The following is a 22,684-nucleotide window of genomic DNA, read 5'->3' as shown; positions in this document are numbered from 1 at the left end:
GTTACAGTTACGATGCAGTCGGAAATGGCGCAGAAACGCTTGTCGGCCATGATGCAAGCGTGGATTCGAAAACGGATTGCCACATCACGACAAGGAGATCAATCATGCGTACAACCCAACTGACCGCCGGCGCAATTGCCATGATGGCGCTTAGCACTGCTGCACTTGCTGACCGCCCCGAGTATTTCAGCGACCGTGCGCAGGTGCTGTCTTCCACGCCGATTTACCAGCAGGTGAACGAGCCGCGCCGCGAGTGCTGGACCGAAACGGTGGGCAGCGAATATCGTAATGAGCCACGCTCCTACGGCGGCGCCCTCATCGGCGGCGTGGTCGGCGGCCTGCTCGGCAATACCGTGGGGCAGGGTAATGGCCGTACTGCCGCCGCCGCGGTGGGTGCGGTGACCGGTGCGCTGGTGGGCGATAACATCAGCAACAACGGCCGCAGCTATGGTTACTCGCAGCCGCGCCAGGTGGAACGTTGTCAGACCCGCGACAACTATCGCCAGGTAGTCAGCGGCTACCATGTGGTCTACCGTTATCAGGGGCGCAACATGAGTACCACGCTGCCCTACAACCCCGGTCGCTTCATTGACGTAAATGTGGCGGTGGCGAATAACAATGGCGACTATGGCCGTGACAACTGGCGCGGTCAGCGCGGCTACAAACCGGTGCACCACCGTGACTGGAATGACGATAATGACGACTGATGTTTTTGTGCGCTGTGATGCAGGCGTTTAAGTTTGCCTTAAGTTGCCCGGTCTAGGATGAAATCCCGGTAAGGTAATTTTGCCTGTCCGCATTGATTTAATCAGGAGCAACATTATGAGTAACCGTGCATTAAAAACTGTTCGTAACCCACGCTTTATTACCTTGGTAATGGCCGCCGCGCTGTTCGGTGGCGCAGTAGCCGCCCATGCCTACACCGGCGAGAAATTTGCCCGCGATGCCAAAGTAGGCATGACGGAAGCGCGCACCATTGCACTCAAGGCGCACCCCGGCAAGATTACTGACGAGGAGCTGGAAAAGGAAAATGGCGGCAGCGGTTTGCGTTATTCGTTCGATATTCGTCAGGGTAAGGTCACCCACGAGGTCGGCGTGGACGCGCAAACCGGCAAGGTGCTGGAAAACAAGGCGGAAGGGCCTAACCCCGACTAAATAAACGTGACCTGCCCTGCCCCGCCCCTTGGCGGGGTTTTTACATCGGCCTGTTTTCAAGTTTCAGGAGGGGAAAATGCTGATCGAAGTCGCGGATTTGAAATTATCGATACACGCCAATCCAGTTCTTAGCGACGTACGTTTAACCATGCAGGAGGGTGAAATTTACGGTCTGCTTGGCCCTAACGGGGCAGGCAAGAGCACGACGCTTTCAGTATTGACCGGTCTGCGTGCGGCGGATTCTGGCAAGGTCAATGTGATGGGCCTGGCCCCGCTGCGGCAAAAGCGGGAATTGCACGGAAAGATCGGTGTGCTGGCTGAGGATTCCGGGTTCTATGGCTGGATGAGCGCACACGGCTACCTGCACTGGATGGCCCGGCTATATGGCCGCGAATTGAGCGCGGATGAAATGGTGCGGCGCATGGAGCAGGTCGGTCTGAGCGCGGCAAACCGGCAGGCGATAAAAACTTATTCGTGTGGCATGAAACAGCGCCTGGGGTTGGCGCGGGCGCTGCTCAATGATCCACCATTATTGATTCTGGACGAGCCCACCAACGGACTCGATCCGCGCGGCCGGCGCGAGATCCACGACGTGTTGCTGGCATTGAGCCGCGAGCACGGCGTGGGCATTCTGCTGTGCACGCATCTTCTGGACGACGTGGACCGCCTGTGCAGCCGCATTGGCATTATCCACCAGGGCAAAACCCTGCTCGAAGGGGTGCTGACCGAGTTGCTGGCGGAAAAGACCGGCGCCAGCCGTTACCGGCTGCGGGTGGCTTCGCCCGGCACCGCATCAGGCGCGCTACCGCAGGGGGTGAATCTGCTGGCGCAGGAGGGCGGATGGCTGCACCTGGATATCGCGCCGGGCATTCATCCCGACGCAGCGTGGCGGGCGCTGTTCGCGCTGGGCTGGCGCATTATCGAGATCCGCAGCGAGGACGGCGGGCTGGAAGCGCTTTATCTGGGCATTACGGAAACGGAGGTGGCGGCATGAATCCGATTATCTTGATCGCCAGCAAGGAAAGCGGTGAACTGCTGGGCAGCGGGCGCGGATTGGGTTGGCTGCTGGCACTCTCCGTCATTCTCTCGGTGCTCGCATTATTGCTGGTGAGCAACACCGAATTGAGCCTGCTGGATAATGCGCAAGTGGTGTACATGGTGATGGGCACGATCACCGCGCTGGGCGGATTGCTGGCGCTGGTGCTCGGCAGCGACGCCATTGCCGGCGAAAAGGAGCGCGGCACGCTGATTCCGCTGCTGCTTACCCCGCTCACCACGACGCAAATGGTGCTGGGCAAAATGGGCGGACAGGTGGCCGCGTGGGTATTGATGTACGCGCTGAGCCTGCCTTACCTGTGGGCGGTGGGCAGCAGCGGCCAGAACCTGGTGCAGGCGATCGCTTATCTGGCGTTGTTCGGTACCCCGGTGGCACTGGGGTTCGGCTTTTACGCGATTGGCCTGTCGGCGCGTTTCGGCAATGTGCGTACGGCGCTTCTGGCCGCACTCATCACGCTGATGTTGCTGGCAAGCCCGCTGCTGATCGGGCCAAGCTTGCGGCAAAGCACGCTGGGCAAGCTGTTCGACATGGTTAATCCGTTCTCCGCCGCGCTCAATACCTTCGACAGTGTGGTGATCGACTCGCAGCCGTTCAGCATGCAACTGGGCCGCTTGTCGGTAACGCTCATCTGGCTTGCGCTGGCATGGTGGTTCGCCCGGCGCAGCGCCCGGACCATGGAAATCTAGGAGACTGCCATGAAACGCATGATGTCATTATTTGCGCTGCTGGGGGTGTTGTTGGGAGCCGGTTCGGCCTGGGCCGATGCGCCGGTGCAAATCACCCTGGTGCCCGATCCCCAGAACCCGGCGCAGCCGAAAATGGGTGACTGGTTGAAGTTCCACAGCGTGATCAAGAACACCGGCCGCCAGCCTGTTTCAGGGCTGGTGGCATGGATCAGCCTGGTGCAGGTTGATCCGGGCAAGGAGCAGCCGGTGGATCTGGAAGACTGGAGCGCGCACAAAGCCGTGCTGCGGCCCAGCCTCGCACCGGGACAAAGCTTCAGCGTCGACTGGCCGATACGCTTGATCCAGGCGGGTAATTACCGCGTGGTGATCAGCGCTGCGGAACGCACCGCCAGCACACTGTTGGCCAGCCCATTCGCCGACTTTCATGTCGAGCGCAAACCCACTATCGAATCCGGGCGTATCCTGCCGGTGGCGCTGGGCATGCCGTTGCTGATCGCAGCCTTCGCCGGTTGGCGTTTGCGGCGATAATCTCCCAGGTAGGATGTGATGGTTCTGGCATTGGGAAAGGAAAATCAATGAGAATACTGCTGGTAGAAGACGATGCGATGATCGGTGAGAGCGTCGAAGAAGGGCTGCACGGCGAAAACTACGCCGTGGACTGGGTGCGCGACGGACGCGGCGCAGAGCTGGCGCTGGGCAATCAGGTGTACGATCTGGTGCTGCTGGACTTGGGTTTGCCGAAAAAACAGGGTCTGGAGGTGCTGGCGGATTACCGCAAGCGCGGCGGCGCAGCGCCGGTGCTGATTCTCACCGCGCGCGATGCGACGCCGGATCGGGTGAAAGGGCTGGACGCGGGGGCGGACGATTACCTGGTCAAGCCGTTTGATCTGGACGAGTTGTTCGCGCGCGTGCGTGCCTTGTTGCGCCGCCATGCCGGGCGTGCCCAGCCGGGTATCAGCCATGCCGGACTCACGCTCGACCCGGCCAGCCACGAGGCCAGCTTTCAGGGTCAGCGGCTGACCCTGTCGGCGCGCGAATTTGCCCTGTTGCAGGCGTTGCTCGACCCGCCTGGTCGGGTGTTGTCGCTGGCGCAGCTGGAAGAAAAACTCTATGGATGGAATGAGGAAATCGAGAGCAACGCGGTCGAGGTGTATATCCATCGGCTGCGTAAAAAACTCGGCGCGGACTTCATCCGCAATGTGCGCGGCGTCGGCTACAAGGTGGCCAGCGCAACATGAGGCCATTGCGTCAGCAGTTGCTGATCTGGTTGCTGGGCGGGATGCTGGTGAGCACGCTGCTGGCCGGGGTGGTGCTGTATATGCAGGTGCAGGAGGAAGCCAACGAGCTGTTTGATTACCAGCTCAAGCAGATAGCCGTTTCACTGCCCGCACAACTGGCGTTGTCCACGCCGCCGTTATGGGCCCCCGACCCGGAGGAGGATCAGGACATCGTGGTGCAGGTGTGGAGCCGTAGTGGCGCGGCGCTGTATGCGTCCAATCCTGGCCACGCGCTGCCGCGCTACCAGGCCAGCGGGTTTCATGCCGTGACGGTGCGTCACGAGCGCTGGCGCGTGTATGGCATGGCACGGCACGACCGTTTCATCCAGGTCGCCCAGCCCACCTCGGTGCGGCAGGAACTGGCGGCGGGGCTGGCACTGCGTTCGCTGCTGCCGTTCCTGGTGTTGATCCCGGCGCTGGCGCTACTCATCTGGGTGGCGGTGGGACGGAGTCTGGCACCCTTGCAGCGCGTCGCCGACGCGCTGCGGCGGCGTTCTCCCGATGCCATGCAGGCGTTGCCCAACGAAAATCTCCCACCGGAAATACGCCCCCTGGTGGATGCCTTGAATAACCTGCTGGACCGCCTCGATCAGGCACTCGCCACGCAGCGCGCCTTCGTCGCCGACGCCGCGCACGAGCTGCGTACGCCACTGACTGCGCTCAAGCTGCAATTGCAGCTGGCCGAACGCGCCGGCACCACTGCACAGCGCAGCGCCGCCTTCACCAAGCTGGACGAACGCCTGGATCGCGCCACCCATCTGGTGCAACAGCTACTCACCCTGGCGCGCCACGAGCCGCGTCTGCAAGCGCGCAAGTTCGACGCGGTAAACTTGCATAAACTCGCCCAGCAAGTGGTGGCCGAGCAAAATCCGCTGGCCGAGAGTCGTCATATTGATCTGGGTGTGGCCGCGGATGCCGGGGATGTGGTGGTGCAAGGCCACGCCGATAGCCTGCGCATCCTGCTCGGCAATCTGGTCGACAATGCCATCCGTTACACCCCGCCGGGCGGGCGTGTAGACGTCAACGTGCAGAGTGTGAACGGCCAGCCCATACTCAGTGTGCAGGATAGCGGCACCGGCATTCCGGTTGCCGAACGCGAGCGCGTATTTGACCGCTTCTATCGGCGCGAAGGCAGCGGCGTCACAGGTAGCGGGCTGGGGCTGGCAATCGTCCGCAACATCGCCGAGCATCATGCCGCCACGGTGCGTCTGGCAGATAACCCGGCGGGAGCCGGGCTGCTGGTCAGCGTAGCGTTCCGGAAGTAGTCGGGCAACACCGCGCCCTGGCTTGCAACGCGACGCTAGCCCATCTGGCGTCAATTACGCCACCTTGCCGATGATCTCGTCGATCTTGATGCCCAGGCCATCTGCCACGCGGCTGCCATATTCCGGATCAGCCTTGTAGAAATGCCCGATCTGGCGTGCCTGGATAAAGCGCGGCACCGGTTTTAACGCGCCCACCAGGTTGCCGATGAGCTGGGTTTTCTGGCCGGCGTTCATCAGCCGGTACAGGTCGCCCGCCTGGCTGTAGTCCTCGTTGCCGTCACGGTGGTTGTAGCGGTCGGCGTCACCGCTGATCTTCAATGGCGGTTCTTTCATACGCGGATATTCCACCGGCCCGTCGAAGCTGTTGGGCTGGTAATTGACCGCGCCACCGTTGTTGCCGTCAAAGCGCGTCTGCCCGTCGCGGTGGTAAGTCTGCACCGGACATTGCGGCTTGTTCACATCCAGCGCGGCATAATTGATGCCGATACGGTAGCGGTGCGCGTCCGGGTAGGACAACAGCCGTGCCTGCAGCACTTTGTCCGGCGAAGCACCTATGCCGGGGGGCATATTGCCGGGCTCGAACGCAGCCTGTTCCACTTCCGCAAAGTAGTTCTGCGGGTTGCGGTTCAGCTCCATGATGCCGACATCAATCGGCGGGTAATCCTTGTGCGGCCAGACTTTGGTGAGGTCGAACGGGTGGATGGGGTAAGTCTCGGCCTCTTTCTCAGGCATGATCTGCACCTGTACTTTCCATTTCGGAAATTCGCCGCGTTCAATCGCGGCGTGCAAGTCGCGCCGATGGTAGTCCAGATCGCTGCCCGCAATTTCGCTGGCTTGTTCATTGGTCAAGGTCTTGATGCCCTGCAGGGTTTTGAAGTGCCATTTCACCCAGTAGCGTTCGCCCTGGTCGTTCCACAGACTATAGGTATGGCTGGAGTAGCCGTTCATGTTGCGATAGGTAGCGGGAATGCCGCGGTCGGAAAACAGCGTGGTGACTTGATGCAGCGATTCCGGCGACAGGCTCCAGAAATCCCACTGCATGGTGTTGTCACGCAGGCCGGTAGCGGGGTCACGTTTTTGCGAATGAATGAAATCGGAAAACTTCAGTGGATCACGTATGAAGAACACCGGCGTATTGTTGCCCACCATGTCCCAGTTGCCTTCCTCGGTGTAAAACTTGAGGGCAAAGCCACGCGGGTCGCGCGCCGTATCGGCCGAGCCCAGTTCCCCCGCCACAGTGGAGAAACGCGCGAACATCTCGCAACTGTTGCCTACCCTGGAAAACAGCTTGGCGCGGGTGTATTTTGAAATGTCACCGGTGACGGTGAATTTGCCGTAAGCACCTGCGCCCTTGGCGTGCACCACCCGTTCCGGCACGCGCTCGCGGTTGAAGTGCGCCATTTTTTCCATCAATTGGTAGTCTTGCATCAGCACCGGACCGCGCGGACCGGCGGTCTCGGAGTTCTGGTTGTCCGCTACTGGCGTACCGGCGGCAGTGGTCATATAAGGGCATTCGCTCATCTTCATCTCCTTTGATGTACAAGATGTACAAAATGAATACATTCCATGCAAACACTAAGGGCGTTTGCACAGCTTCCATTTAAGCTCACGCTACATCATTTAACCAATTGTTTATTTCAAATGCTGCAATCGAAATTAACTATTGCTGCGCACGAGCGCATCACCTTGCCCGCTACTGGCGGAAAGATGGCGGCGTGTTTGCTTTTACAGGAAATTTCGGGTGAAAATGAAGGTGGCCGGCGGGTGAGGGGGAAGCAATCCTGGACAACGACTCCAGCCTTGTGCGTAGAAAACGAAAACCGCGCAACCTTTGCCGGAACAGCGGTGTTCCTTGTGATTTAAAGCAAGTCTGGAATAGGCCACGCAGTTGTCTTAAGGCGCTTTGTCTTTATCGCCGTGATAAAACGGCAAATAGAAAATTTTGAATTGTCTGTTGGCTAAACAATTCAAATGCAAACCGCGGATGACCTGCTGCAAAAGGCGCGCCAAGCAGCAGGTATCCTTATACTATTAATTTGCTGGTGCCGGCTCTTTGGTAGCAGTCACTTCCACTTCCACGCGGCGGTCCGGCTGCAGGCAGGCGATGACTTTCGGGCTCTTCCGTCCGGCGCATTCCCCTGGCTTGGTAACTGGATTGGCCTTGCCTACGCCCTTCGCATTAATAAGGTTGGCCGGTATACCCTTGCTTACCAGATAGTCCTTCACTGAATCCGCGCGGCGTTCCGAAAGTTTCAGGTTGTATGCGTCACTGCCGATGCGGTCGGTATGGCCGGTAACCTGAATTTCATCGTACTTCGCGGCATTGAGATCACGCACCAAATCGTCCAGCGTTGTCTTGCCCGCTGGTTTCAGCGTCGACTTGTCAAAGTCGAACAGCGCATCAGCAGACAAAGTGACCTTCTGCGGCATAACTGCTGCCGGTGCAGGTTGAGGTTGTGGTGCAGGCTGCGCTGCCGGGGCTGCCATCACAGGTTCAGGCGTTTCCTCTTTCTTGACCAGTTTAGGGTCGCATTCAGACGTCGCCATCGCAGGCGTCCAGTAGCCGGTATGCCAGCACTCGCCGTAGTTGTTTTTGACGACCTTCCCATTCGAATCGACCAGATAGCCGTAGTTAGTGGAATTTTCCGCCATCGCCATGCTCGGCAATAATGCAGCAGCTATGCTGGCGATAATCAGTTTTTTTGTTGCAGTCATGATTGTTTCTCCCGCGTATTTTGAATGATATGGGCATAAGCCATTTTAGAAAATCTGCGCCGCCCGCCGTTGCCTACGATCATGCATCGTGAATTCAATCAATATTAAACCAAACTCCTTCGAAATCGTGACCGTTGCATCATTATCCTCTTTCTTCTCCAAAATGCTCTGTGCGTTATCGTACATATAGAAATACCGCAGTAGACCCCAGGCATTGTGTGACCTCACCCGGGTTCCATCTTGGCATTCGGTCAGCTGTGCTCTGTCCAGCCGTGGATTCAATCTCGAAGTGTTACATGCGTTACAGAAATGCCGATGATTCACCTGTGCTTTGACAATTTCGCAGCAGCGTTGAACGTTAATTGACCAGCAAGTATTCACAGCGACCTGAGTCATGAGTAAAGCCCTCATCACCTCACAATAGCTGAGCTTTTACCAAGCGTCGAGTATTGCGTCAAGAAGAAAACGCGCCCTTGAGTCGGCGCGGCGCTGTCATCGAGCCCCCTATCCAAAGGGCGGCAAACGCGAACCTTCCCCGATCGGCGTTGAACGCATGCACCACGACTAAATTATACGTGTACCTACACGGACTGAATATCCCTCGTCTCAGATACGGAAGCCCTAAATCATATCCTGCGCTATCACGGTTTCCGCTTCCGTTGCAGCATGTGCGATGAGTACGGTATGCCCGCTATTCACCGCATCCTTTACAATATCTGCAAACCGCCCTTCTTTAACACCAGCTCCAGCAGATGCTCCGCGAGTTCAAATCCGACCGGACATGACCGAAGCGACATTGCCCAAGTAATGAACCGTCACAAATCAACCATAGGCCGGGAGATGTTGCGTAATCGTGGAGAGCGTGGCTACAGGCCCAAGCAGGCACATGCGCTCTATCAGGCCCGGCTGCTGGCGTGTGAGAACGGCCCTCGCATTTGCGCCGATACATGGTCCTTGGTCGAGACCAGGCTTACCGAGACCTGGAGTCCAGAGCAGATCTCTGGCTACTTCAAGGCCAACGGGCAACCCACCGTCAGCCACGAAGCCATCTACCAACGTATCTACGCGGACAAACGCGCCGGTGGTACCCTGCACCGTGCCCTGCGCTGCCAGAAGCTCCGCAAGAAGCGCTATGGAGGTCGTGATCGACGTGGCACGATTCCCCACCAGGTCTCGATCGACAAACGTCCTGCTATCGTCGCCAGCCGCAAGCGTTTCGGTGACTGGGAGGCGGACTTGGTCATTGGCGCCGGACAGAAGCAGGCCCTCGTCACAATGAACGAGCGTACGTCTCGCTACGCTTTGTTCGCCCACGTCCCGTTCAAGACCGCGCAGGCCGTCTCGGACACCCTGATTTCCCTGCTGACGCCTTTTGCGGCCTGCGTCCATACGCTGACGACAGACAACTGCAGAGAGTTCGCCCAGCACGAGCGAATCGCCAAGGAACTTGATGCTGACTTGTTCTTCGCTCACCCCTATTCCTCCTGGGAACGGGGCGCCAACGAGAACATGAACGGCCTCATCCGCGAATTCTTCCCAAAGAAAATGCGCTTCGATTCCATTACCAAAAAGGACATCTCTATCGCCATGCATTACCTCAACCATCGACCCAGAAAGTGCCTCGGCTTCAAAACACCTCACGAGGTTTTTTGGAAGAAGCTACACTCGCGTCATAACGCGATTGCACTTCAGGCTTGAATCCGCCCATGAATAGATACGATATGCCGAGTGCCTGCCAAGCTCTGTACGAGATCGCACATAGTGAGACAAACCGATTTGGGTTTGCCGCCAGTTCGGGTGGCCTGACGAGAACCGGATCGTGTGGGAAGGGTGGGGCTGGCGATGCCACTTCGATGCCGGATCGGCTTGGGTTACACTCCTCCGCATGACTCTCACTGAATTGCGTTACATCGTCGCAGTCGACCGCGCGCGCCATTTTGGCCGCGCGGCGGAGGCTTGTTTTGTGTCCCAGCCCACGCTTAGCGTCGGCATCAAGAAGCTGGAAGACGAGCTGGGTGTGGCACTGTTCGAACGCGGCAACAGCGAGGTGACGGTGACGCCGGTTGGTGCACGGATTGTCGAACAGGCGGCGCATATTCTGGAACTGGCCGGTGATCTCAAGGCGCTGGCGCAGCAGAGCAAGGACCCGCTGGTGGGGCCGTTGCGGCTGGGCGCGATTTATACCATTGCGCCGTACCTGTTGCCGCAGTTGATCCCGCAGCTGCACGCGCTGGCACCGCACATGCCGCTACTGCTGGAAGAGAACTTTACCGCCAGGCTGGCGGAGAAGCTCAGGCGGGGCGAGCTGGATGCGATCATTATTTCGCTGCCGTTCGACGAGCCGGGTATTGATACCCTGATGCTCTACACGGAACCGTTTCAGGTGGCGCTGCCGGCGGGGCATGCATGGTGCGCGAAGTCCACCATAAATGCTAACGAGCTGATCCAGGAGAGCCTGCTGCTGCTGGGCTCGGGGCACTGCTTCCGCGATCAGGTGCTGAAGGTATGCCCGGCACTCAATCGCACTGCGGCTACACCGGGCAGCATGCAGAAGACTCTGGAATCGAGCAGTCTGGAAACCATACGCCATATGGTGGCTTCCGGGGCGGGGATTACCGTGATGCCGTGCACGGCGGTACCGACTGGGGCAACTGAGCAGGGGCTGCTGGTGTTCCGGCCGTTTTCCGACCCCGCGCCGGACCGGCCGGTAGCACTGGCCTGGCGCAAAAGCTTTACCCGCCCGGAGGCGCTGGAGGTGGTGCGCCAGGCGGTGCTGTTAAGCGATTTGCCCTGCATAAAGGAATATAAGTCTTCGACCATCATCCGATAGAATTTTAATATCTATTAAATTACAATAATCAATTAGATAAATCTATCGTATCTCCGTAACATGCGATGCGTGGGGGGAGTGCCCGCCCAGCCCCGATGAAACATCTGGGCTGGCAACCAAAAAGGAGATGCAAAATGGAATACCCTGAGTCTGTCACAGTCAAAAACATCGAGTCTGCCTTTGCAGGCGAATCGATGGCTTATATCAAGTACATGTACTTCGCTAAAATATGCCGCGCTGCGGGAGACGAGGCCTCTGCCCGGGTGTTCGAGGAAACCGCCATGCAGGAAGTGCAGCATGCCTTCGGCCACCTCGATCTGCTCTATCCCAAGACCGAGATGACCGCGGCGCGCTGCCTGGAAATGGCGATCGAGGGCGAGACCTACGAATACACTGAGATGTATCCCGGCTTCCGCCATGCGGCAGTCGAAGAAGGCAACCACGCTGCGATAGTGGAAATCGACGAGCAGATCGCGGAATCAAGGGAACACGCAGCGCGCTTCCAGGCGATTCTGGAAAAAGCGGCAAAACGTTTCGCGGCGCTCGCCAAAGTGGAAGAAAAGCATGCGAATCACTACCGTGCCACGCTCGCGCAAGTGACGGCGTAAGGTGCTCAGCCAGGCAATTTTTGAATTCAGGAGCAAGATAATGAAAGTATGGACATGTGTAGTGTGCGGTTTTATCTATGACGAAGCGGCTGGCTTGCCGGAAGAAGGGATCGCTCCCGGCACGCGCTGGCAGGACATACCCGAGGGCTGGGCTTGCCCCGACTGCGGCGTAGCCAAGGCCGATTTTGAAATGGTGGCAGTGTAGGGCGCCACCCGGTCACGATTAACCTGGAAACAGCGCTTAGCCACAGGGAGCACGGGAGAAAGCCAAGGATTCGGGAACGCGGATTTTGCGCGGTGGGTGATAGGGGCAGACTGTGCAACGCATTGATCCCAATTATGTTTCCATGGTTAAAAGCCGTTTTTGAGATACAAGGAAAACAAATGGAACACATCGTCATCATTGGCAGCGGCCTCGCGGGGTACACGCTGGCACGCGAGTTGCGCAAACTGGACAAGGCCGTGCCGCTTATCATCATCACCGCGGATGATGGCCGCTATTACAGCAAACCGCTGCTGTCCAATGCATTGGCGCAAGGTAAAACCGCCGACCAGCTGGCAGGCGCCTTTGCCCCGGTCATGGCAGAGCAGCTCAACGCCGAAGTGCTGGCCTTTAGCCGGGTTGAGGAAATTGATCCGGTGGCTCGTAGCGTGCGCGTCGCCCAACGCGTCATCGCATACAGCAAGCTGGTGCTGGCGCTGGGCGCCGATCCGGTGCGACCGCAACTGGCGGGGAATGCAGCGGACAGCGTGTTGTCAGTCAATGATTTGATGGACTATGCGCGTTTTCGTGAGCGTATGGCTGGCGCCAGACGCGTGACGATTCTGGGCGGCGGACTGATCGGCTGTGAATTTGCCAATGACTTGTCGCACGCAGGCCACCAGGTGGATATCGTGCACCCGGCCCTGCACCCGCTGGATCGGCTGCTCCCCGAGGCCGCCGCGCAGGATTTGCAGCGTGGGTTGGCCGGGGTGGGGGTGACCTGGCATCTTGGGCATACCGCCACGGCAGTCAATCATGCGGCGGCGGGTTATGCGGTAACCCTGGATGATGGTGTGATAATCGCCGCCGACGCTGTGCTTGCCGCAATCGGCCTGCGCCCACGCGTGACGCTGGCGCAAGCGGCCGGCATCCGCGCGGCACGCGGAATTCAGGTCAACCGCTTACTCGAGACCAGCGCCGCTGGTGTGTATGCACTGGGTGATTGTGCCGAGGTGGCGGGCCACGTGTTACCTTATGTCATGCCGCTCATGGCGCAGGCGCGAGCGTTGGCTGCCACGCTCGCAGGCACGCCGACAGAGGTGGTGTATCCCGCCATGCCGGTGATGGTGAAAACGCCGGCATGCCCGGTGGCGGTTGCCACTGTTGCGGAAGGCCTGGCAGGAAGCTGGCAGGTGGCTTGTGGGGAAGAAGGAGTGTGCGCCCTGTATCAGGATGATCAACAAGGCTTGCTTGGCTTCGCATTGACCGGAAAACAGGCCGGCCAGCGTCAGGCGTTGGCCAAACGGCTGCCAGCACTGATGCCCTGAGCGGGTTGCCGCCAGACTGATTTTTATGACTGTCAGGGTGGCTACTCCACGTCTATGATGAATAGCGTGACGCGCACGCACGTTCAGCCAGCCAACAAGGACCAGTCATGCAAATACCCCTGCAAATTACTGTACGCGACATGCCGGCTTCCGAGGCTTTGGACAGCCACATCCGTGAAAAGGCCGCCAAACTCGAACGGTTTTACCCGCCCCTGATGGGCTGCCGCGTGGTGGTGGAGATGCCCCACAAACATAAGCACAAGGGCAAGCAATTCAACGTGCGCATTGATCTCACAGTGCCAGGTAGCGAGATCGTTATTAACCATGATCAAAGCGAAGATGTTTACGTTGCCCTGCGCGATGCCTTTGAGGCGGCCAAACGCAAGCTGGAGGATTATGGCCGACGCCAGCGCGGCGATGTGAAGACCCACGAAAAGCGGCCCGGCGAAACCGAGCCGCCCAGTGCAGAGGACGCCCCGCAAGGTACCGAGATCCCGGCTGCCCGATAGCGCGTGCACGATACGAATTGCTGCTAATTCCGTCTCCCGGGAGGATGCTGGGCCGCTCGCCACGAACCCATGTATTGAACCTAAAAACCGTAGTTGATCGCTCATTTCCCTCATGAGAGCCGCATGAATACTGAGTGTTCTGCCTTCGTTCGCATTCACCTTCTGGGTGACATTGCTACGCACCCGCCGGTACGTCCGGTCGCGCGCCTGCCTTTGTCGCGCCTCGTTGCAGGCCGCGGCCTGCTGCCTCGTTGCTTCGCGGCAGCCACACGCCCAGACGCACCATCAGGCGCGTCCAGCTACGGTTTCTAGGTTGAATCCATCGCCGATGCCCGCACCAGCCGCGCCCCATCTTCCCGAACTGACGCCCGCAGCGCAGACGCGATTGGTGGCGTCATTGCGAGAACCCGCGTGTTATTCGCATTCCGCTGTCAATATGCAGGCGCTGGAAACCCACATCTCTCACGTGCTGCTGGTAGGCGACTATGCCTACAAAATCAAGAAACCCCTGGATCTGGGCTTTCTCGATTTCTCCACCCTGAACCGGCGTCGTTTCTGCTGCGCCGAAGAGTTGCGCCTCAACCGCCGGTTGGCGCCGGACATCTATCTCGACGTGGTCCCCATCGGCGGCAGCGTTGACGCCCCGCATATGGGCATTGAGCCGGCTATCGAATACGCGGTGAGAATGCGCCGCTTTGGCCAGGAGGGGCTGTTCGACGGGATGTTGGCGCGCGGTGAACTGACCGCGGCGCATATGGATGGCCTGGCGGCGCTGATTGCGGATTTCCACACCCGCCTGCCGGCGGCGAGCCAGGGCAGCCAGTATGGATCGCCGGAAAATATCATGACCCCGGTACGCCAGAACTTTGACCAGCTGCGCCCGCTACTCATGCGCCCCGATCTGCAGGCGCAGCTGGAGGCGGTTCGGGCTGCTGCCGAATCCGCCTATGCACAGCTCCAGCAAACCTTTGCCGTGCGTCGGCGGACGGGATGGGTGCGCGAGTGCCACGGTGACCTGCATCTGGGAAACATTGCGCTGGTGGATGGGCGCATCATTGTGTTCGACTGCATCGAGTTCAACCCCAACCTGCGCTGGATTGACGTGATGAGCGAGCTTGCGTTTCTGGTCATGGACCTTGTCGTCCGCAACCACACGCCGTTGGCATTCCGCTTTCTCAATGCGTATCTCGCCCGCAGCGGTGACTACGCCGGGCTGGCGGTACTGCGGTTTTATCTCGCTTACCGTGCTATGGTGCGCGCCAAGGTGAACGGCATGCGTGCGCGCCAGCCGGACGTGGGCAAAGCCGAAAAAGCCCGTGCGCTACGCGACTGCCTGCGTCATTTGAAGCTGGCACTGGCGTTTTTCAAACCGGATCAGCCAGCGCTCATCATCAATCATGGCCTGTCCGGCAGCGGCAAGACCGTGTTCTCCCAGTCCATGCTGGAAACCCTGGGCGCCGTGTGTATTCGCTCCGACGTGGAGCGCAAGCGCCTGCACTACCTGCGTGCCGATGCGCGCACCGGTTCCGGGGTGGAGGGCGGCCTGTATTCCCGCGCCAGCACGCGCGCCACTTACCAGCGCCTGGCAGAACTGGCATGGCCTGTTATAGCGGCAGGATTCCCGGTAATCGCGGATGCCACCTTCATTGCCCGCTGGCAGCGCGATCAATTCCACGCGTTGGCGCAGGCACTTGGCGTGCCCTTCGTCATCGTTGACTACCGCGCCAGCGTATCCACCCTGCGCCTGCGGGTACAGGCGCGGGAACGCCTCGGTACGGACGCTTCCGAGGCGGGCCTCGCTGTACTCGAACGCCAGCTCGAAACCCGCCAGCCGCTGGGCGCAGACGAGCGGCGCTGGGCAATGCGCCTCAATACCGAGCGTGCGCTAGACCCTCAGCGCTTGCGCCGCATCTGGCAGCGCCTGGCGCGCAGAATCGCCATGCTGCGAGAGGCTGCGTTCAAAGGTGATCTGTAGTCTGGTTACAGCGCAGAGAAAATCTGTTCAGCTGCGATGCAGCAGGAAAGACAGGGTGCTGCAGGACTCAGGGAGACCCACTGAAAAAGCCTGTTCAGTGACCCCGTGACCCATTTCAAATTATGACGGCTCAGGCATGGCCGGCTTGTTCCTCGGCGATTTCCTTGTGTACCTGCGCCATGTCCAGTTCACGTACTTTGACTATCAGGTCTTCCAGCGCAGAAGCGGGCAGGGAGCCGGGTTGCGAGTAGATGATGACTTTTTCGCGGAACACCATCAAGGTTGGAATGGAGCGAATCTGGAAACTGCCTGCGATTGCCTGCTCGGCTTCGGTATTCACTTTGGCGAAGATGATATCGAGGTGATTTTCCGAAACCTGATCGTAGATCGGCGCGAAGGCACGGCAGGGGCCGCACCAGGGCGCCCAGAAATCAACAATGACGAAATCGTTTTCCAGGACGGTGGATTCGAAGTTTTCCTGGGTAAGGTCGAGGGTGGCCATGCGAGCTCCAAACGGCGGTGAAAGATAAAGCGCAATTGCTACGGCAAGCCCATGCAACACGTTCCGTCAAATCTTAGCATGTTCGTGCTGTTCTCGTCACAGTGTGCCGGCTATTTGACCAGCAGGGTATTGCCCGGATTTTTGGTGGGATGGTTCTGGGTGCGATGCATTGCCTGTCTGGGCTGGGCGAGACTGGTTTTGACTTCCACTCGCTGCACGGCCTGAATGATCTGCGTGGACAGCGCGCGCGCCTGTTGCGCCGTGAGTGCCAAAACGCAGTTGTCCGGAGTCAGGGTGATGACCACGCGATCTTCGCCGGTCGGCTGCTCGGATACGCTGACGATAACCGCTTGCCTGCTGTCCAGTGCTATCACGATGCTGTCTCCTGCTCAATAAGTTTACCCCTCTGTCGCATGATGCGTGCCATGCATGGGCCGGGGACAACAACCATTAAAACAGGGGTACCTGACGCGGTGATGACAGCAGATGGGGGAGGAATTTACACGGAAAATCGACAACGCCGTTGAGAAGCTGACGTTTAATTCAGGTTCTCACAGGCGCAAGTGCCATGCTGCTACGCACTGACGCAATGGAGGGCATTGCGTAGCGCCGGTGCAGGACTGGGACAATCGTGTCGCAGCTGCGCTGGTGTTGCTGCAGGGTGAGACAACGGAATACCCTGCATCTGGATCAGTTCAAGGTGATAAACGATACCTGCTGTCACGCTGCGGGGGATGAATTGCTGCGCAGGTGACTGAGCTGCTCAAATCGCTGCTGCACTCAGATGAAACGTTGGCGCGGCTGGGCGGGGACGATTTTGGCATGGGCATGAGCTCGTTTTTCTATCCCAGGAACTTGCCGGTGGACTGTGTGAAAATCGACGGCGAGTTTGTGAAAAATATCCTCAACGACAAAGTCAGCCTGGCGATGACCGAGGCAATCACACGAGTGGTCAGCATGATGGGAATCCAGACCGTGGCGGAATACGCCGAAAGTACCGCGATCTTGGAGAAACTGCGTGAAATTGGCGTGGGCTACGCACAGGGGTATGGCGTCAGCGAACCGATTCCGCTGGAAGAAACCAGCAATGTTTCAACGCCGGCAGAATTGCGTATACGCAAACAGCAGCTCGCATAGAATGCTAAATAAACTGGAGCACACTGTAAGGTTTTGCCGGGAACTGCGACCAAGCAGGGTAATGGTTGGCTACGTTGACGGTTAATGCAGTGAACTCACAACGCGGCAAACTATCTTATTGAAGTGACGAGCCATGCCATCCCCAGTGCGAGGAATATCCTATGTTGATCAAGAAGCCCGGCGAATTGCAAACCGCAGACGTTACGCCGCAAGAAATTTATCTGCAACGCCGTGATTTCATGCGCGCCGGATCGGCCCTGGCGGCCGGACTATTGCTGCCCGGCATGGCACAAGCCACCACCCGACTGACTGGCATGGTGAAAAGCCGCTACAGCACCAGCGAGGAAGAAACGCCGTACAAGGATGTCACCACTTACAACAACTATTACGAATTCGGCACGGATAAATCCGACCCTGCTGAAAATGCCCATACCCTGCGCACGCGGCCGTGGACAGTTTCGGTGGAAGGTGCGGTCAAGCGCCCCAGGGTATGGGACATCGATGCCCTGCTAAAGGCATTTCCGGTTGAGGAGCGTATCTACCGCCTGCGCTGTGTAGAGGGGTGGTCCATGGTGATCCCCTGGGAAGGCTTCCCGCTGGCCAGCCTGATTCGTCAGGTGGAACCTACCGGCAACGCCAGATATGTCGAGTTCACCACCCTGCACGACCCGGCGCAGATGCCCGGCCAGCGTTCCGGTGTGCTGGACTGGCCGTACACCGAAGGCTTGCGTCTGGATGAAGCCATGCACCCGCTGACCATTCTTGCTGTGGGCCTGTATGGGCAAACCCTGCCCAGTCAGAATGGCGCGCCGATACGCGTGGTCGTGCCGTGGAAATATGGTTTCAAAAGCGCCAAGTCCATTGTACGCATCCGCTTCGTCGAACAGCAGCCGAAAACTGCCTGGGGACGTGCGGCACCCAGTGAATACGGGTTCTATTCCAACGTCAATCCGCAGGTGGATCATCCGCGCTGGAGTCAGGCCAGGGAGCGCCGCATCGGCGAATTTTTCAAGCGCAAGACCGAAATGTTCAATGGCTACGGTGACCAGGTTGCCCAGCTGTATCAGGGCATGGATTTACGCAAGAATTTTTAGGAAGTGCGGCTGTATGTGGAACGCATTGCACAGCCTTTCGCTGCGGCAGACTGGTATCGCCAAGGCGGCGTTGTTTGTTGCTGCGCTTGTCCCGCTGGCGCGGCTGGTATGGCTGGGGATCAATGATGGGCTGGGTGCCAATCCGATAGAATTCATCACCTACGCTACCGGAACCTGGACGCTAATCGGTCTGCTGGTCACGCTTGCCATCACGCCGCTACGTAAATTTTCCGGCTGGAACTGGCTAATCCGGCTGCGCCGGATGCTGGGCCTGTTTGCCTTTTTTTACGCCTGTCTGCATTTCACTACTTACATCTGGCTGGATCAGTTTTTCGACATGCAGGCGGTTGTGAAGGATGTAATCAAGCGGCCGTTCATCACGGTGGGATTCCTCGCCTTTGTGTTGTTGATTCCGCTCGCAGCAACGTCTACCACTGCCATGATGAAACGGCTGGGCGGGAGAAACTGGCAAAGACTGCATCGTCTGGTATACACGATAGCAGTGCTTGGGGTTGTGCATTACTGGTGGCTGGTGAAAAAAGACATTACCCAGCCGCTGATATATGCACTGGTACTGGCGGCATTGTTGGGAATCCGGCTGATATTTAAAGCACGGGTCGGCATACCGGTGGTCATGCCAGGACATAAGGCGGAGCTAGAATAAAGAAAGGCGGGGAAAAAATCCCCGCCCGTTTTTTGCTGCTGGGCTCAGGAACCCGTGGGGCCGAGCGGTTTCGGTGCCATGGGTGCCATCGCCGTGGCGGCTTTGACCACAGGCTTCTTGGCGACGACTTTTTTCGCGGCAGGTTTTGCCGCAGCCTTTGCAGCGGGCTTCGCTGCGGCCTTTGCCAGCGGTTTTTTCGCCGCAGGTTTGGCTGCAGTTTTGCTCGCGGCCGCTTTCGTAACGGGTTTTGCCGCGGCTTTTTTCACTGCCGGCTTGGCAGCTGGTTTCTTTGCCACTGGTTTGACGGGGGCCTTTGCTTTTGCTGCCGGCTTTGCTGCTGCCTTTTTCACAACCGGCTTTGCCACTGCTTTGCTAGCCGCAGGTTTGGCCGCAATTTTTTTTACCGCCGGTTTTGTCGCTGCCTTGACGGCTGCTTTCGCAGCTGGTTTGGCGGCTGCCTTTTTCGCCACTGGCTTTGCTGCCGCTTTGGCGGGTGCTGCCTTCTTGGCTGCGGGTTTGGTACTGCTCTTTGCAGTTGTTGCCATCACTATATCTCCTCTAAAAGTTAAACAACTGAGTTGCCACTTCGTGCAGAGTTTTGCAAATGCACTTCCAAGACGTTGGGCATCTACGATTTATCCGGCTCTCAACTCCCGAAAAAAACACTGCAAAGGGTTGATGATCGCGCTTCTCCGCTTGGTGCCGCTAATTCTAGAACAGATTTTTTTTAAATGCGCAATATGGGGAGCAGATTTTGAAAATATTTTTTGTGAATATTGTATCGAATCAAAACAATATCGGTTCGCTACAATCTGGGTAAGGTGTGTTCCAGCGCAAACAAATGTTCGATTGGTTCGCGTTCGCGGATCAGAAAGCTGTCTTGTCCCCTGACCATAACCTCGGCGGCCCGCGCTCGTGTATTGTAGTTGGAGCTCATCGACATGCCATAAGCTCCGGCGGAAAGGATGGCGAGCAGGTCGCCCTGGCGCAGATCGAGACGGCGCTCATGGCCGAGGAAATCGCCGCTCTCGCACACCGGGCCGACAATCTCGTACACCTCGCCGTTACCTGCACGCGGCACGACTGGCACGATGTCATGGTGCGCGTCATATAGGGCAGGGCGCATCAGGTCGTTCATTGCCGCATCGACAATGGCGAAGTTTTTTTCTGTGCCGCGCTTGATGTATTCCACGCGCGTCAACAGCAAACCGCCATTGCCGACCAATGCGCGCCCCGGTTCCAGCAGAATGGTGTGTGCACGGCCTTGCAGCTTGACGAGCAGAGCACTGATATATTCGGCTACTGGCGGCGGCGTTTCATCCTGATAGCGGATGCCGAGACCGCCGCCGAGGTCGAGGTGATGCAGCACAATACCTTCCGCTTCCAGTGCATCCACCAGCGTCAGCACACGATCCAGGGCATCTGCAAACGGGCGCGTTTCGGTGAGCTGGGAGCCAATATGGCAATCAATGCCTTCGATTTTCAAGTGCGGCAATGATGCTGCCAATCGATACAGACGCAGCGCATCTTCGTGCGCCACGCCAAACTTGCTGCCTTTGAGACCGGTGGAAATATACGGGTGGGTATTGGCATCCACGTCCGGATTGACGCGCAAACTTACAGGTGCAATCTTGCCCATCTGGCCGGCTGTCTCATTGAGGCGGTGCAACTCGGCTTCGGATTCCACGTTGAAACACAGAATCCCGCAGTCCAGCGCCAGACGCATTTCAGCCGTCGTCTTGCCCACGCCGGAAAATACCACCTTGCCAGGATCGCCTCCCGCTGCCAGGACGCGCTGCAGTTCTCCTCCCGAGACAATATCAAATCCGGCCCCCAGACTGGCAAACAGGCGCAGAATGGCGAGATTGGAATTGGCCTTCATCGCATAGCAGATCAGATGGTTGCGGCCATGCAGCGCCTGGTCGAAAGCCTGGAATGCCTGTGTCAGCGCCGTGTGTGAATACACATAACAGGGTGTGGCGTAGGTATCGGCAATGGCTACCAGGTCAGCGGACTCAATATGGAGATGATTGTGTTGCAGCGAGAGAGGGTTCATTTAGCGGCGGGTTGCGCAGGCGCAGGTTTTTCGGGAAGATATAAAGCGCCTTTAGTGCCGCACGCTGACAGCATCAGCAGCAACAAACAGGCCGCGCAATAGGATAAGGTGCGGTGAGGCATGGGAGCCTTTCAAGGTGGGCGGGAACGCCTGTTCATAATTTACGTAGCGCATTTTACCATGACCGAAACTGAATACCGTCAGCTGGCCGACGCCGCCTTTGCCCATATCGAATCAGTACTGGAGCATGCGGGTAACGACCTGGATTACGAACTGGCCGCCGGTGGTGTGCTGGAAATCGAATTCGACAACGGCAGCAAAATCATTATCAACCGCCAGGGAGCAAACCAGGAAATCTGGGTTGCCGCCAAATCGGGCGGCTTTCACTACCGCTGGCAGGACAATGCCTGGCGCAATACCCGTGACGGTAGCGAGTTGATGCAGACGCTCACCAGCCTGATCGCCCAGCAAGGCGGTGGTGATATCCGCTTTGATTAATTTGTAAAAGAAGTATGGCGGCGATACTATTCTGCCATGGACAAAAGCGCCGCACAATTTTTCGAGCTGATCGACCGCCTGGGCAACCTGGTACGCGTCAATCTACGCGGCGCAGGCAGCCAGCATAGCCTGCAGCCCGTGCACCTGCAGGCGCTGATCTACCTCTCCATTGCTAACCGATACAGCAACACCCCGCAAGCCCTAACCGAATATCTCGGCCTTACCAAAGGCACGGTGTCGCAAAGCCTGATGTTACTACACCGGCGCGGGTTGATAGAGCGCCAGGGCGATGCCAGCGACAAACGCCTGGTGCGCCTCGCGCTCACCGAATCCGGCGCGCAACTGTTAAAAGCAATTCAGCTACTGCCGGAGTGGACACAGGCTGTCACCTGCATCGCCCCGCAGCGCAGCAAAATCGCTCTTGCCGTACTCAAGGAATTGCTGCTCGCCCTGCAGCTCGGCGCAGGCAACCGCAGCTTTGGCGTGTGCAACACCTGTCAGCTCAACCTGCATGAAGGCCCACGCAGCTACCGCTGTGGGTTGACTGGGGAAAAACTGAGTTTGCCTGATACGCGGATGATTTGCCGCGAGCATCAGCCCAGGCAGAAGCCGCGGCGTTGAACGGCGGCAGCTAAAAACCGCGCGAGCCACGGACGATCCTCCCTTTATCGCGATTCCAAAGATTTATTTTCGCGTCGGTACCGATCTCAATAGCTGTTGCTTTCTTTGGTGGCCCGGGGTTCTCCCTGGACAAGCGCTTTACCCGTTTGGGCAGGTTTCGCCTGCCTTCGTTTGCGGCGCGTGGGCGCGTCAACTGCAGCCAAGGGACGATGTCTAGTTGCCAGTCCCGTAGTACTTGACCAGGTAGTCCACGATTTTTGGAATGTCGTCCCTGTTGATTGGGGCGTGCATAACGTTGACCATTTTGTTGACCTCGCCCTCCCAGCCCTTGCGGTCGAGGAATACCGAGTTCATCTGAATATAGTCGGTGCTGTGACACACCGCGCAATTATTGGCGACCAGTCCCATGTTGGCGCCTGGCTTGAGCTGGATCTGGCTTTCGTCCGCCCAAGTGCTAGCGGTCGTCAGTGCCAGGCTGAGAAATAGAATCAGGTTTCGCATTTCC

The 22,684-nt window shown here is 58.3% G+C and carries 28 protein-coding genes; 21 read left to right on the top strand and 7 right to left on the bottom strand.

The window, feature by feature from the left end:
- Positions 1 to 104 precede the first annotated feature (104 nt).
- The 7 genes from GZH91_RS17190 (at position 105) to GZH91_RS17160 (ending at position 5,440) form a co-directional block, all read left to right on the top strand.
- Entirely contained in the window at positions 105 to 707 is a 603-nt protein-coding gene (locus GZH91_RS17190) for a glycine zipper 2TM domain-containing protein (RefSeq protein WP_147073847.1), read from the top strand.
- A 115-nt stretch (positions 708 to 822) separates the two neighbouring features.
- Entirely contained in the window at positions 823 to 1,155 is a 333-nt protein-coding gene (locus tag GZH91_RS17185) for a PepSY domain-containing protein (RefSeq protein ID WP_198415345.1), read from the top strand.
- Between the two features lie 76 nt (positions 1,156 to 1,231).
- Complete coding sequence (locus GZH91_RS17180) at positions 1,232 to 2,149, top strand: ABC transporter ATP-binding protein (RefSeq protein WP_147073845.1); 918 nt, start codon at positions 1,232 to 1,234, stop codon at positions 2,147 to 2,149.
- Positions 2,146 to 2,898: an ABC transporter permease subunit gene (locus GZH91_RS17175; RefSeq protein WP_147073844.1), complete on the top strand. Its 753-nt coding sequence runs from the start codon at positions 2,146 to 2,148 to the stop codon at positions 2,896 to 2,898. The genes GZH91_RS17180 and GZH91_RS17175 overlap by 4 nt, the downstream gene beginning before the upstream one ends.
- 9 nt (positions 2,899 to 2,907) lie before the next feature.
- Entirely contained in the window at positions 2,908 to 3,426 is a 519-nt protein-coding gene (locus tag GZH91_RS17170) for a hypothetical protein (protein WP_147073842.1), read from the top strand.
- Between the two features lie 47 nt (positions 3,427 to 3,473).
- Positions 3,474 to 4,136 carry a response regulator gene (locus tag GZH91_RS17165; protein ID WP_147073841.1) on the top strand — a complete coding sequence of 221 codons (663 nt, stop codon included), beginning with the start codon at positions 3,474 to 3,476 and terminating at the stop codon, positions 4,134 to 4,136.
- Complete coding sequence (locus tag GZH91_RS17160; RefSeq protein ID WP_147073839.1) at positions 4,133 to 5,440, top strand: ATP-binding protein; 1,308 nt, start codon at positions 4,133 to 4,135, stop codon at positions 5,438 to 5,440. The genes GZH91_RS17165 and GZH91_RS17160 overlap by 4 nt, the downstream gene beginning before the upstream one ends.
- Before the next feature lie 54 nt (positions 5,441 to 5,494).
- Here GZH91_RS17160 and GZH91_RS17155 read toward each other — a convergent pair whose 3' ends face one another.
- Positions 5,495 to 6,961: a catalase gene (locus GZH91_RS17155; protein ID WP_147073837.1), complete on the bottom strand. Its 1,467-nt coding sequence runs from the start codon at positions 6,959 to 6,961 to the stop codon at positions 5,495 to 5,497.
- 45 nt (positions 6,962 to 7,006) lie between these two features.
- On the opposite strand from GZH91_RS17155, the gene GZH91_RS17150 reads away from it, so the two are divergent.
- On the top strand, positions 7,007 to 7,303 hold the full coding sequence (locus tag GZH91_RS17150) for a hypothetical protein (RefSeq protein WP_147073835.1): 297 nt from the start codon (positions 7,007 to 7,009) through the stop codon (positions 7,301 to 7,303).
- Positions 7,304 to 7,471: 168 nt separating this feature from the next.
- Here the strand turns inward: GZH91_RS17150 and GZH91_RS17145 are convergent, their stop codons facing one another.
- On the bottom strand, positions 7,472 to 8,155 hold the full coding sequence (locus GZH91_RS17145; RefSeq protein WP_147073833.1) for an OmpA family protein: 684 nt from the start codon (positions 8,153 to 8,155) through the stop codon (positions 7,472 to 7,474).
- A gap of 684 nt (positions 8,156 to 8,839) precedes the next feature.
- On the opposite strand from GZH91_RS17145, the gene GZH91_RS17140 reads away from it, so the two are divergent.
- The 7 genes from GZH91_RS17140 to GZH91_RS17110 all read left to right on the top strand — a co-directional run bounded on the left by GZH91_RS17140 (position 8,840) and on the right by GZH91_RS17110 (position 15,607).
- A complete protein-coding gene (locus GZH91_RS17140) occupies positions 8,840 to 9,853 on the top strand; it encodes an IS30 family transposase (RefSeq protein ID WP_161984318.1) in 1,014 nt (337 codons plus the stop codon).
- Between the two features lie 187 nt (positions 9,854 to 10,040).
- Positions 10,041 to 10,985 carry a hydrogen peroxide-inducible genes activator gene (locus GZH91_RS17135; protein ID WP_147073829.1) on the top strand — a complete coding sequence of 315 codons (945 nt, stop codon included), beginning with the start codon at positions 10,041 to 10,043 and terminating at the stop codon, positions 10,983 to 10,985.
- Positions 10,986 to 11,119: 134 nt separating this feature from the next.
- Complete coding sequence (locus GZH91_RS17130; RefSeq protein WP_147073827.1) at positions 11,120 to 11,593, top strand: rubrerythrin family protein; 474 nt, start codon at positions 11,120 to 11,122, stop codon at positions 11,591 to 11,593.
- 40 nt (positions 11,594 to 11,633) lie between these two features.
- Positions 11,634 to 11,798, top strand: coding sequence for a rubredoxin (locus tag GZH91_RS17125; RefSeq protein ID WP_147073825.1), 165 nt, complete (start codon positions 11,634 to 11,636; stop codon positions 11,796 to 11,798).
- A 179-nt stretch (positions 11,799 to 11,977) separates the two neighbouring features.
- A complete protein-coding gene (locus GZH91_RS17120; RefSeq protein ID WP_147073823.1) occupies positions 11,978 to 13,123 on the top strand; it encodes an FAD-dependent oxidoreductase in 1,146 nt (381 codons plus the stop codon).
- A gap of 107 nt (positions 13,124 to 13,230) precedes the next feature.
- A complete protein-coding gene (locus tag GZH91_RS17115) occupies positions 13,231 to 13,632 on the top strand; it encodes an HPF/RaiA family ribosome-associated protein (protein WP_147073821.1) in 402 nt (133 codons plus the stop codon).
- A gap of 313 nt (positions 13,633 to 13,945) precedes the next feature.
- Entirely contained in the window at positions 13,946 to 15,607 is a 1,662-nt protein-coding gene (locus GZH91_RS17110) for a bifunctional aminoglycoside phosphotransferase/ATP-binding protein (protein WP_232522195.1), read from the top strand.
- A gap of 130 nt (positions 15,608 to 15,737) precedes the next feature.
- On the opposite strand, the gene trxA is transcribed toward GZH91_RS17110, so the two are convergent.
- Both trxA and GZH91_RS17100 read right to left on the bottom strand, forming a co-directional pair.
- Positions 15,738 to 16,109 carry a thioredoxin gene (gene trxA / locus GZH91_RS17105; RefSeq protein ID WP_147073817.1) on the bottom strand — a complete coding sequence of 124 codons (372 nt, stop codon included), beginning with the start codon at positions 16,107 to 16,109 and terminating at the stop codon, positions 15,738 to 15,740.
- 110 nt (positions 16,110 to 16,219) lie between these two features.
- Complete coding sequence (locus tag GZH91_RS17100) at positions 16,220 to 16,483, bottom strand: hypothetical protein (protein WP_147073815.1); 264 nt, start codon at positions 16,481 to 16,483, stop codon at positions 16,220 to 16,222.
- A 376-nt stretch (positions 16,484 to 16,859) separates the two neighbouring features.
- On the opposite strand from GZH91_RS17100, the gene GZH91_RS17090 reads away from it, so the two are divergent.
- From GZH91_RS17090 to GZH91_RS17075, 4 genes are all read left to right on the top strand, one after another.
- On the top strand, positions 16,860 to 17,246 hold the full coding sequence (locus tag GZH91_RS17090) for an EAL domain-containing protein (RefSeq protein WP_198415344.1): 387 nt from the start codon (positions 16,860 to 16,862) through the stop codon (positions 17,244 to 17,246).
- Between the two features lie 161 nt (positions 17,247 to 17,407).
- Positions 17,408 to 18,340 (top strand): protein-methionine-sulfoxide reductase catalytic subunit MsrP, encoded by a 933-nt coding sequence (msrP, locus tag GZH91_RS17085; RefSeq protein WP_147073813.1) that lies wholly within the window; start codon positions 17,408 to 17,410, stop codon positions 18,338 to 18,340.
- Between the two features lie 13 nt (positions 18,341 to 18,353).
- The gene (locus tag GZH91_RS17080; RefSeq protein WP_147073811.1) at positions 18,354 to 19,004 is read left to right on the top strand and encodes a protein-methionine-sulfoxide reductase heme-binding subunit MsrQ; all 651 of its coding nucleotides are present in this window, start codon (positions 18,354 to 18,356) and stop codon (positions 19,002 to 19,004) included.
- Between the two features lie 78 nt (positions 19,005 to 19,082).
- Positions 19,083 to 19,895, top strand: a complete 813-nt coding sequence (locus GZH91_RS17075) for a hypothetical protein (protein WP_161984316.1) — start codon at positions 19,083 to 19,085, stop codon at positions 19,893 to 19,895.
- Here GZH91_RS17075 and lysA read toward each other — a convergent pair.
- Positions 19,810 to 21,060 carry a diaminopimelate decarboxylase gene (gene lysA, locus GZH91_RS17070; RefSeq protein ID WP_147073809.1) on the bottom strand — a complete coding sequence of 417 codons (1,251 nt, stop codon included), beginning with the start codon at positions 21,058 to 21,060 and terminating at the stop codon, positions 19,810 to 19,812. The genes GZH91_RS17075 and lysA overlap by 86 nt on opposite strands.
- Positions 21,057 to 21,182 carry an LPS translocon maturation chaperone LptM gene (gene lptM / locus GZH91_RS18485; protein ID WP_147073807.1) on the bottom strand — a complete coding sequence of 42 codons (126 nt, stop codon included), beginning with the start codon at positions 21,180 to 21,182 and terminating at the stop codon, positions 21,057 to 21,059. Before lptM ends, lysA begins: the two co-directional genes overlap by 4 nt.
- A 58-nt stretch (positions 21,183 to 21,240) precedes the next feature.
- Here lptM and cyaY point away from each other — a divergent pair, with 58 nt between their 5' ends.
- The gene (cyaY, locus tag GZH91_RS17060) at positions 21,241 to 21,558 is read left to right on the top strand and encodes an iron donor protein CyaY (protein WP_147073805.1); all 318 of its coding nucleotides are present in this window, start codon (positions 21,241 to 21,243) and stop codon (positions 21,556 to 21,558) included.
- A gap of 36 nt (positions 21,559 to 21,594) precedes the next feature.
- Positions 21,595 to 22,179, top strand: coding sequence for a MarR family winged helix-turn-helix transcriptional regulator (locus tag GZH91_RS17055; RefSeq protein WP_147073803.1), 585 nt, complete (start codon positions 21,595 to 21,597; stop codon positions 22,177 to 22,179).
- A 213-nt stretch (positions 22,180 to 22,392) separates the two neighbouring features.
- Here the strand turns inward: GZH91_RS17055 and GZH91_RS17050 are convergent, their stop codons facing one another.
- Positions 22,393 to 22,680, bottom strand: coding sequence for a cytochrome c (locus GZH91_RS17050; protein ID WP_147073801.1), 288 nt, complete (start codon positions 22,678 to 22,680; stop codon positions 22,393 to 22,395).
- Between the last annotated feature and the right edge of the window lie 4 nt (positions 22,681 to 22,684).

Origin of the sequence: Sulfuriferula plumbiphila (genome assembly GCF_009938015.1) — a bacterium.
Taxonomy (GTDB): Bacteria; Pseudomonadota; Gammaproteobacteria; order Burkholderiales; family Sulfuriferulaceae; genus Sulfuriferula; species Sulfuriferula plumbiphila.
The sequence above is the reverse complement of the archived record's forward strand: the minus strand, read 5'-3'. Positions and strand labels throughout refer to the sequence as shown.

What these genes read in the sequence shown, in the direction of transcription:
- GZH91_RS17190 (WP_147073847.1), top strand. Translation starts at nt 105, where the DNA reads ATGCGTACAACCCAACTGACCGCCGGCGCAATTGCCATGATGGCGCTT.
- GZH91_RS17185 (WP_198415345.1), top strand. Translation starts at nt 823, where the DNA reads ATGAGTAACCGTGCATTAAAAACTGTTCGTAACCCACGCTTTATTACC.
- GZH91_RS17180 (WP_147073845.1), top strand. Translation starts at nt 1,232, where the DNA reads ATGCTGATCGAAGTCGCGGATTTGAAATTATCGATACACGCCAATCCA.
- GZH91_RS17175 (WP_147073844.1), top strand. Translation starts at nt 2,146, where the DNA reads ATGAATCCGATTATCTTGATCGCCAGCAAGGAAAGCGGTGAACTGCTG.
- GZH91_RS17170 (WP_147073842.1), top strand. Translation starts at nt 2,908, where the DNA reads ATGAAACGCATGATGTCATTATTTGCGCTGCTGGGGGTGTTGTTGGGA.
- GZH91_RS17165 (WP_147073841.1), top strand. Translation starts at nt 3,474, where the DNA reads ATGAGAATACTGCTGGTAGAAGACGATGCGATGATCGGTGAGAGCGTC.
- GZH91_RS17160 (WP_147073839.1), top strand. Translation starts at nt 4,133, where the DNA reads ATGAGGCCATTGCGTCAGCAGTTGCTGATCTGGTTGCTGGGCGGGATG.
- GZH91_RS17155 (WP_147073837.1), bottom strand. Translation starts at nt 6,961, where the DNA reads ATGAGCGAATGCCCTTATATGACCACTGCCGCCGGTACGCCAGTAGCG.
- GZH91_RS17150 (WP_147073835.1), top strand. Translation starts at nt 7,007, where the DNA reads ATGCAAACACTAAGGGCGTTTGCACAGCTTCCATTTAAGCTCACGCTA.
- GZH91_RS17145 (WP_147073833.1), bottom strand. Translation starts at nt 8,155, where the DNA reads ATGACTGCAACAAAAAAACTGATTATCGCCAGCATAGCTGCTGCATTA.
- GZH91_RS17140 (WP_161984318.1), top strand. Translation starts at nt 8,840, where the DNA reads ATGCCCGCTATTCACCGCATCCTTTACAATATCTGCAAACCGCCCTTC.
- GZH91_RS17135 (WP_147073829.1), top strand. Translation starts at nt 10,041, where the DNA reads ATGACTCTCACTGAATTGCGTTACATCGTCGCAGTCGACCGCGCGCGC.
- GZH91_RS17130 (WP_147073827.1), top strand. Translation starts at nt 11,120, where the DNA reads ATGGAATACCCTGAGTCTGTCACAGTCAAAAACATCGAGTCTGCCTTT.
- GZH91_RS17125 (WP_147073825.1), top strand. Translation starts at nt 11,634, where the DNA reads ATGAAAGTATGGACATGTGTAGTGTGCGGTTTTATCTATGACGAAGCG.
- GZH91_RS17120 (WP_147073823.1), top strand. Translation starts at nt 11,978, where the DNA reads ATGGAACACATCGTCATCATTGGCAGCGGCCTCGCGGGGTACACGCTG.
- GZH91_RS17115 (WP_147073821.1), top strand. Translation starts at nt 13,231, where the DNA reads ATGCAAATACCCCTGCAAATTACTGTACGCGACATGCCGGCTTCCGAG.
- trxA (WP_147073817.1), bottom strand. Translation starts at nt 16,109, where the DNA reads ATGGCCACCCTCGACCTTACCCAGGAAAACTTCGAATCCACCGTCCTG.
- msrP (WP_147073813.1), top strand. Translation starts at nt 17,408, where the DNA reads ATGTTGATCAAGAAGCCCGGCGAATTGCAAACCGCAGACGTTACGCCG.
- GZH91_RS17080 (WP_147073811.1), top strand. Translation starts at nt 18,354, where the DNA reads ATGTGGAACGCATTGCACAGCCTTTCGCTGCGGCAGACTGGTATCGCC.
- GZH91_RS17075 (WP_161984316.1), top strand. Translation starts at nt 19,083, where the DNA reads ATGGGTGCCATCGCCGTGGCGGCTTTGACCACAGGCTTCTTGGCGACG.
- lysA (WP_147073809.1), bottom strand. Translation starts at nt 21,060, where the DNA reads ATGAACCCTCTCTCGCTGCAACACAATCATCTCCATATTGAGTCCGCT.
- lptM (WP_147073807.1), bottom strand. Translation starts at nt 21,182, where the DNA reads ATGCCTCACCGCACCTTATCCTATTGCGCGGCCTGTTTGTTGCTGCTG.
- cyaY (WP_147073805.1), top strand. Translation starts at nt 21,241, where the DNA reads ATGACCGAAACTGAATACCGTCAGCTGGCCGACGCCGCCTTTGCCCAT.
- GZH91_RS17055 (WP_147073803.1), top strand. Translation starts at nt 21,595, where the DNA reads ATGGACAAAAGCGCCGCACAATTTTTCGAGCTGATCGACCGCCTGGGC.
- GZH91_RS17050 (WP_147073801.1), bottom strand. Translation starts at nt 22,680, where the DNA reads ATGCGAAACCTGATTCTATTTCTCAGCCTGGCACTGACGACCGCTAGC.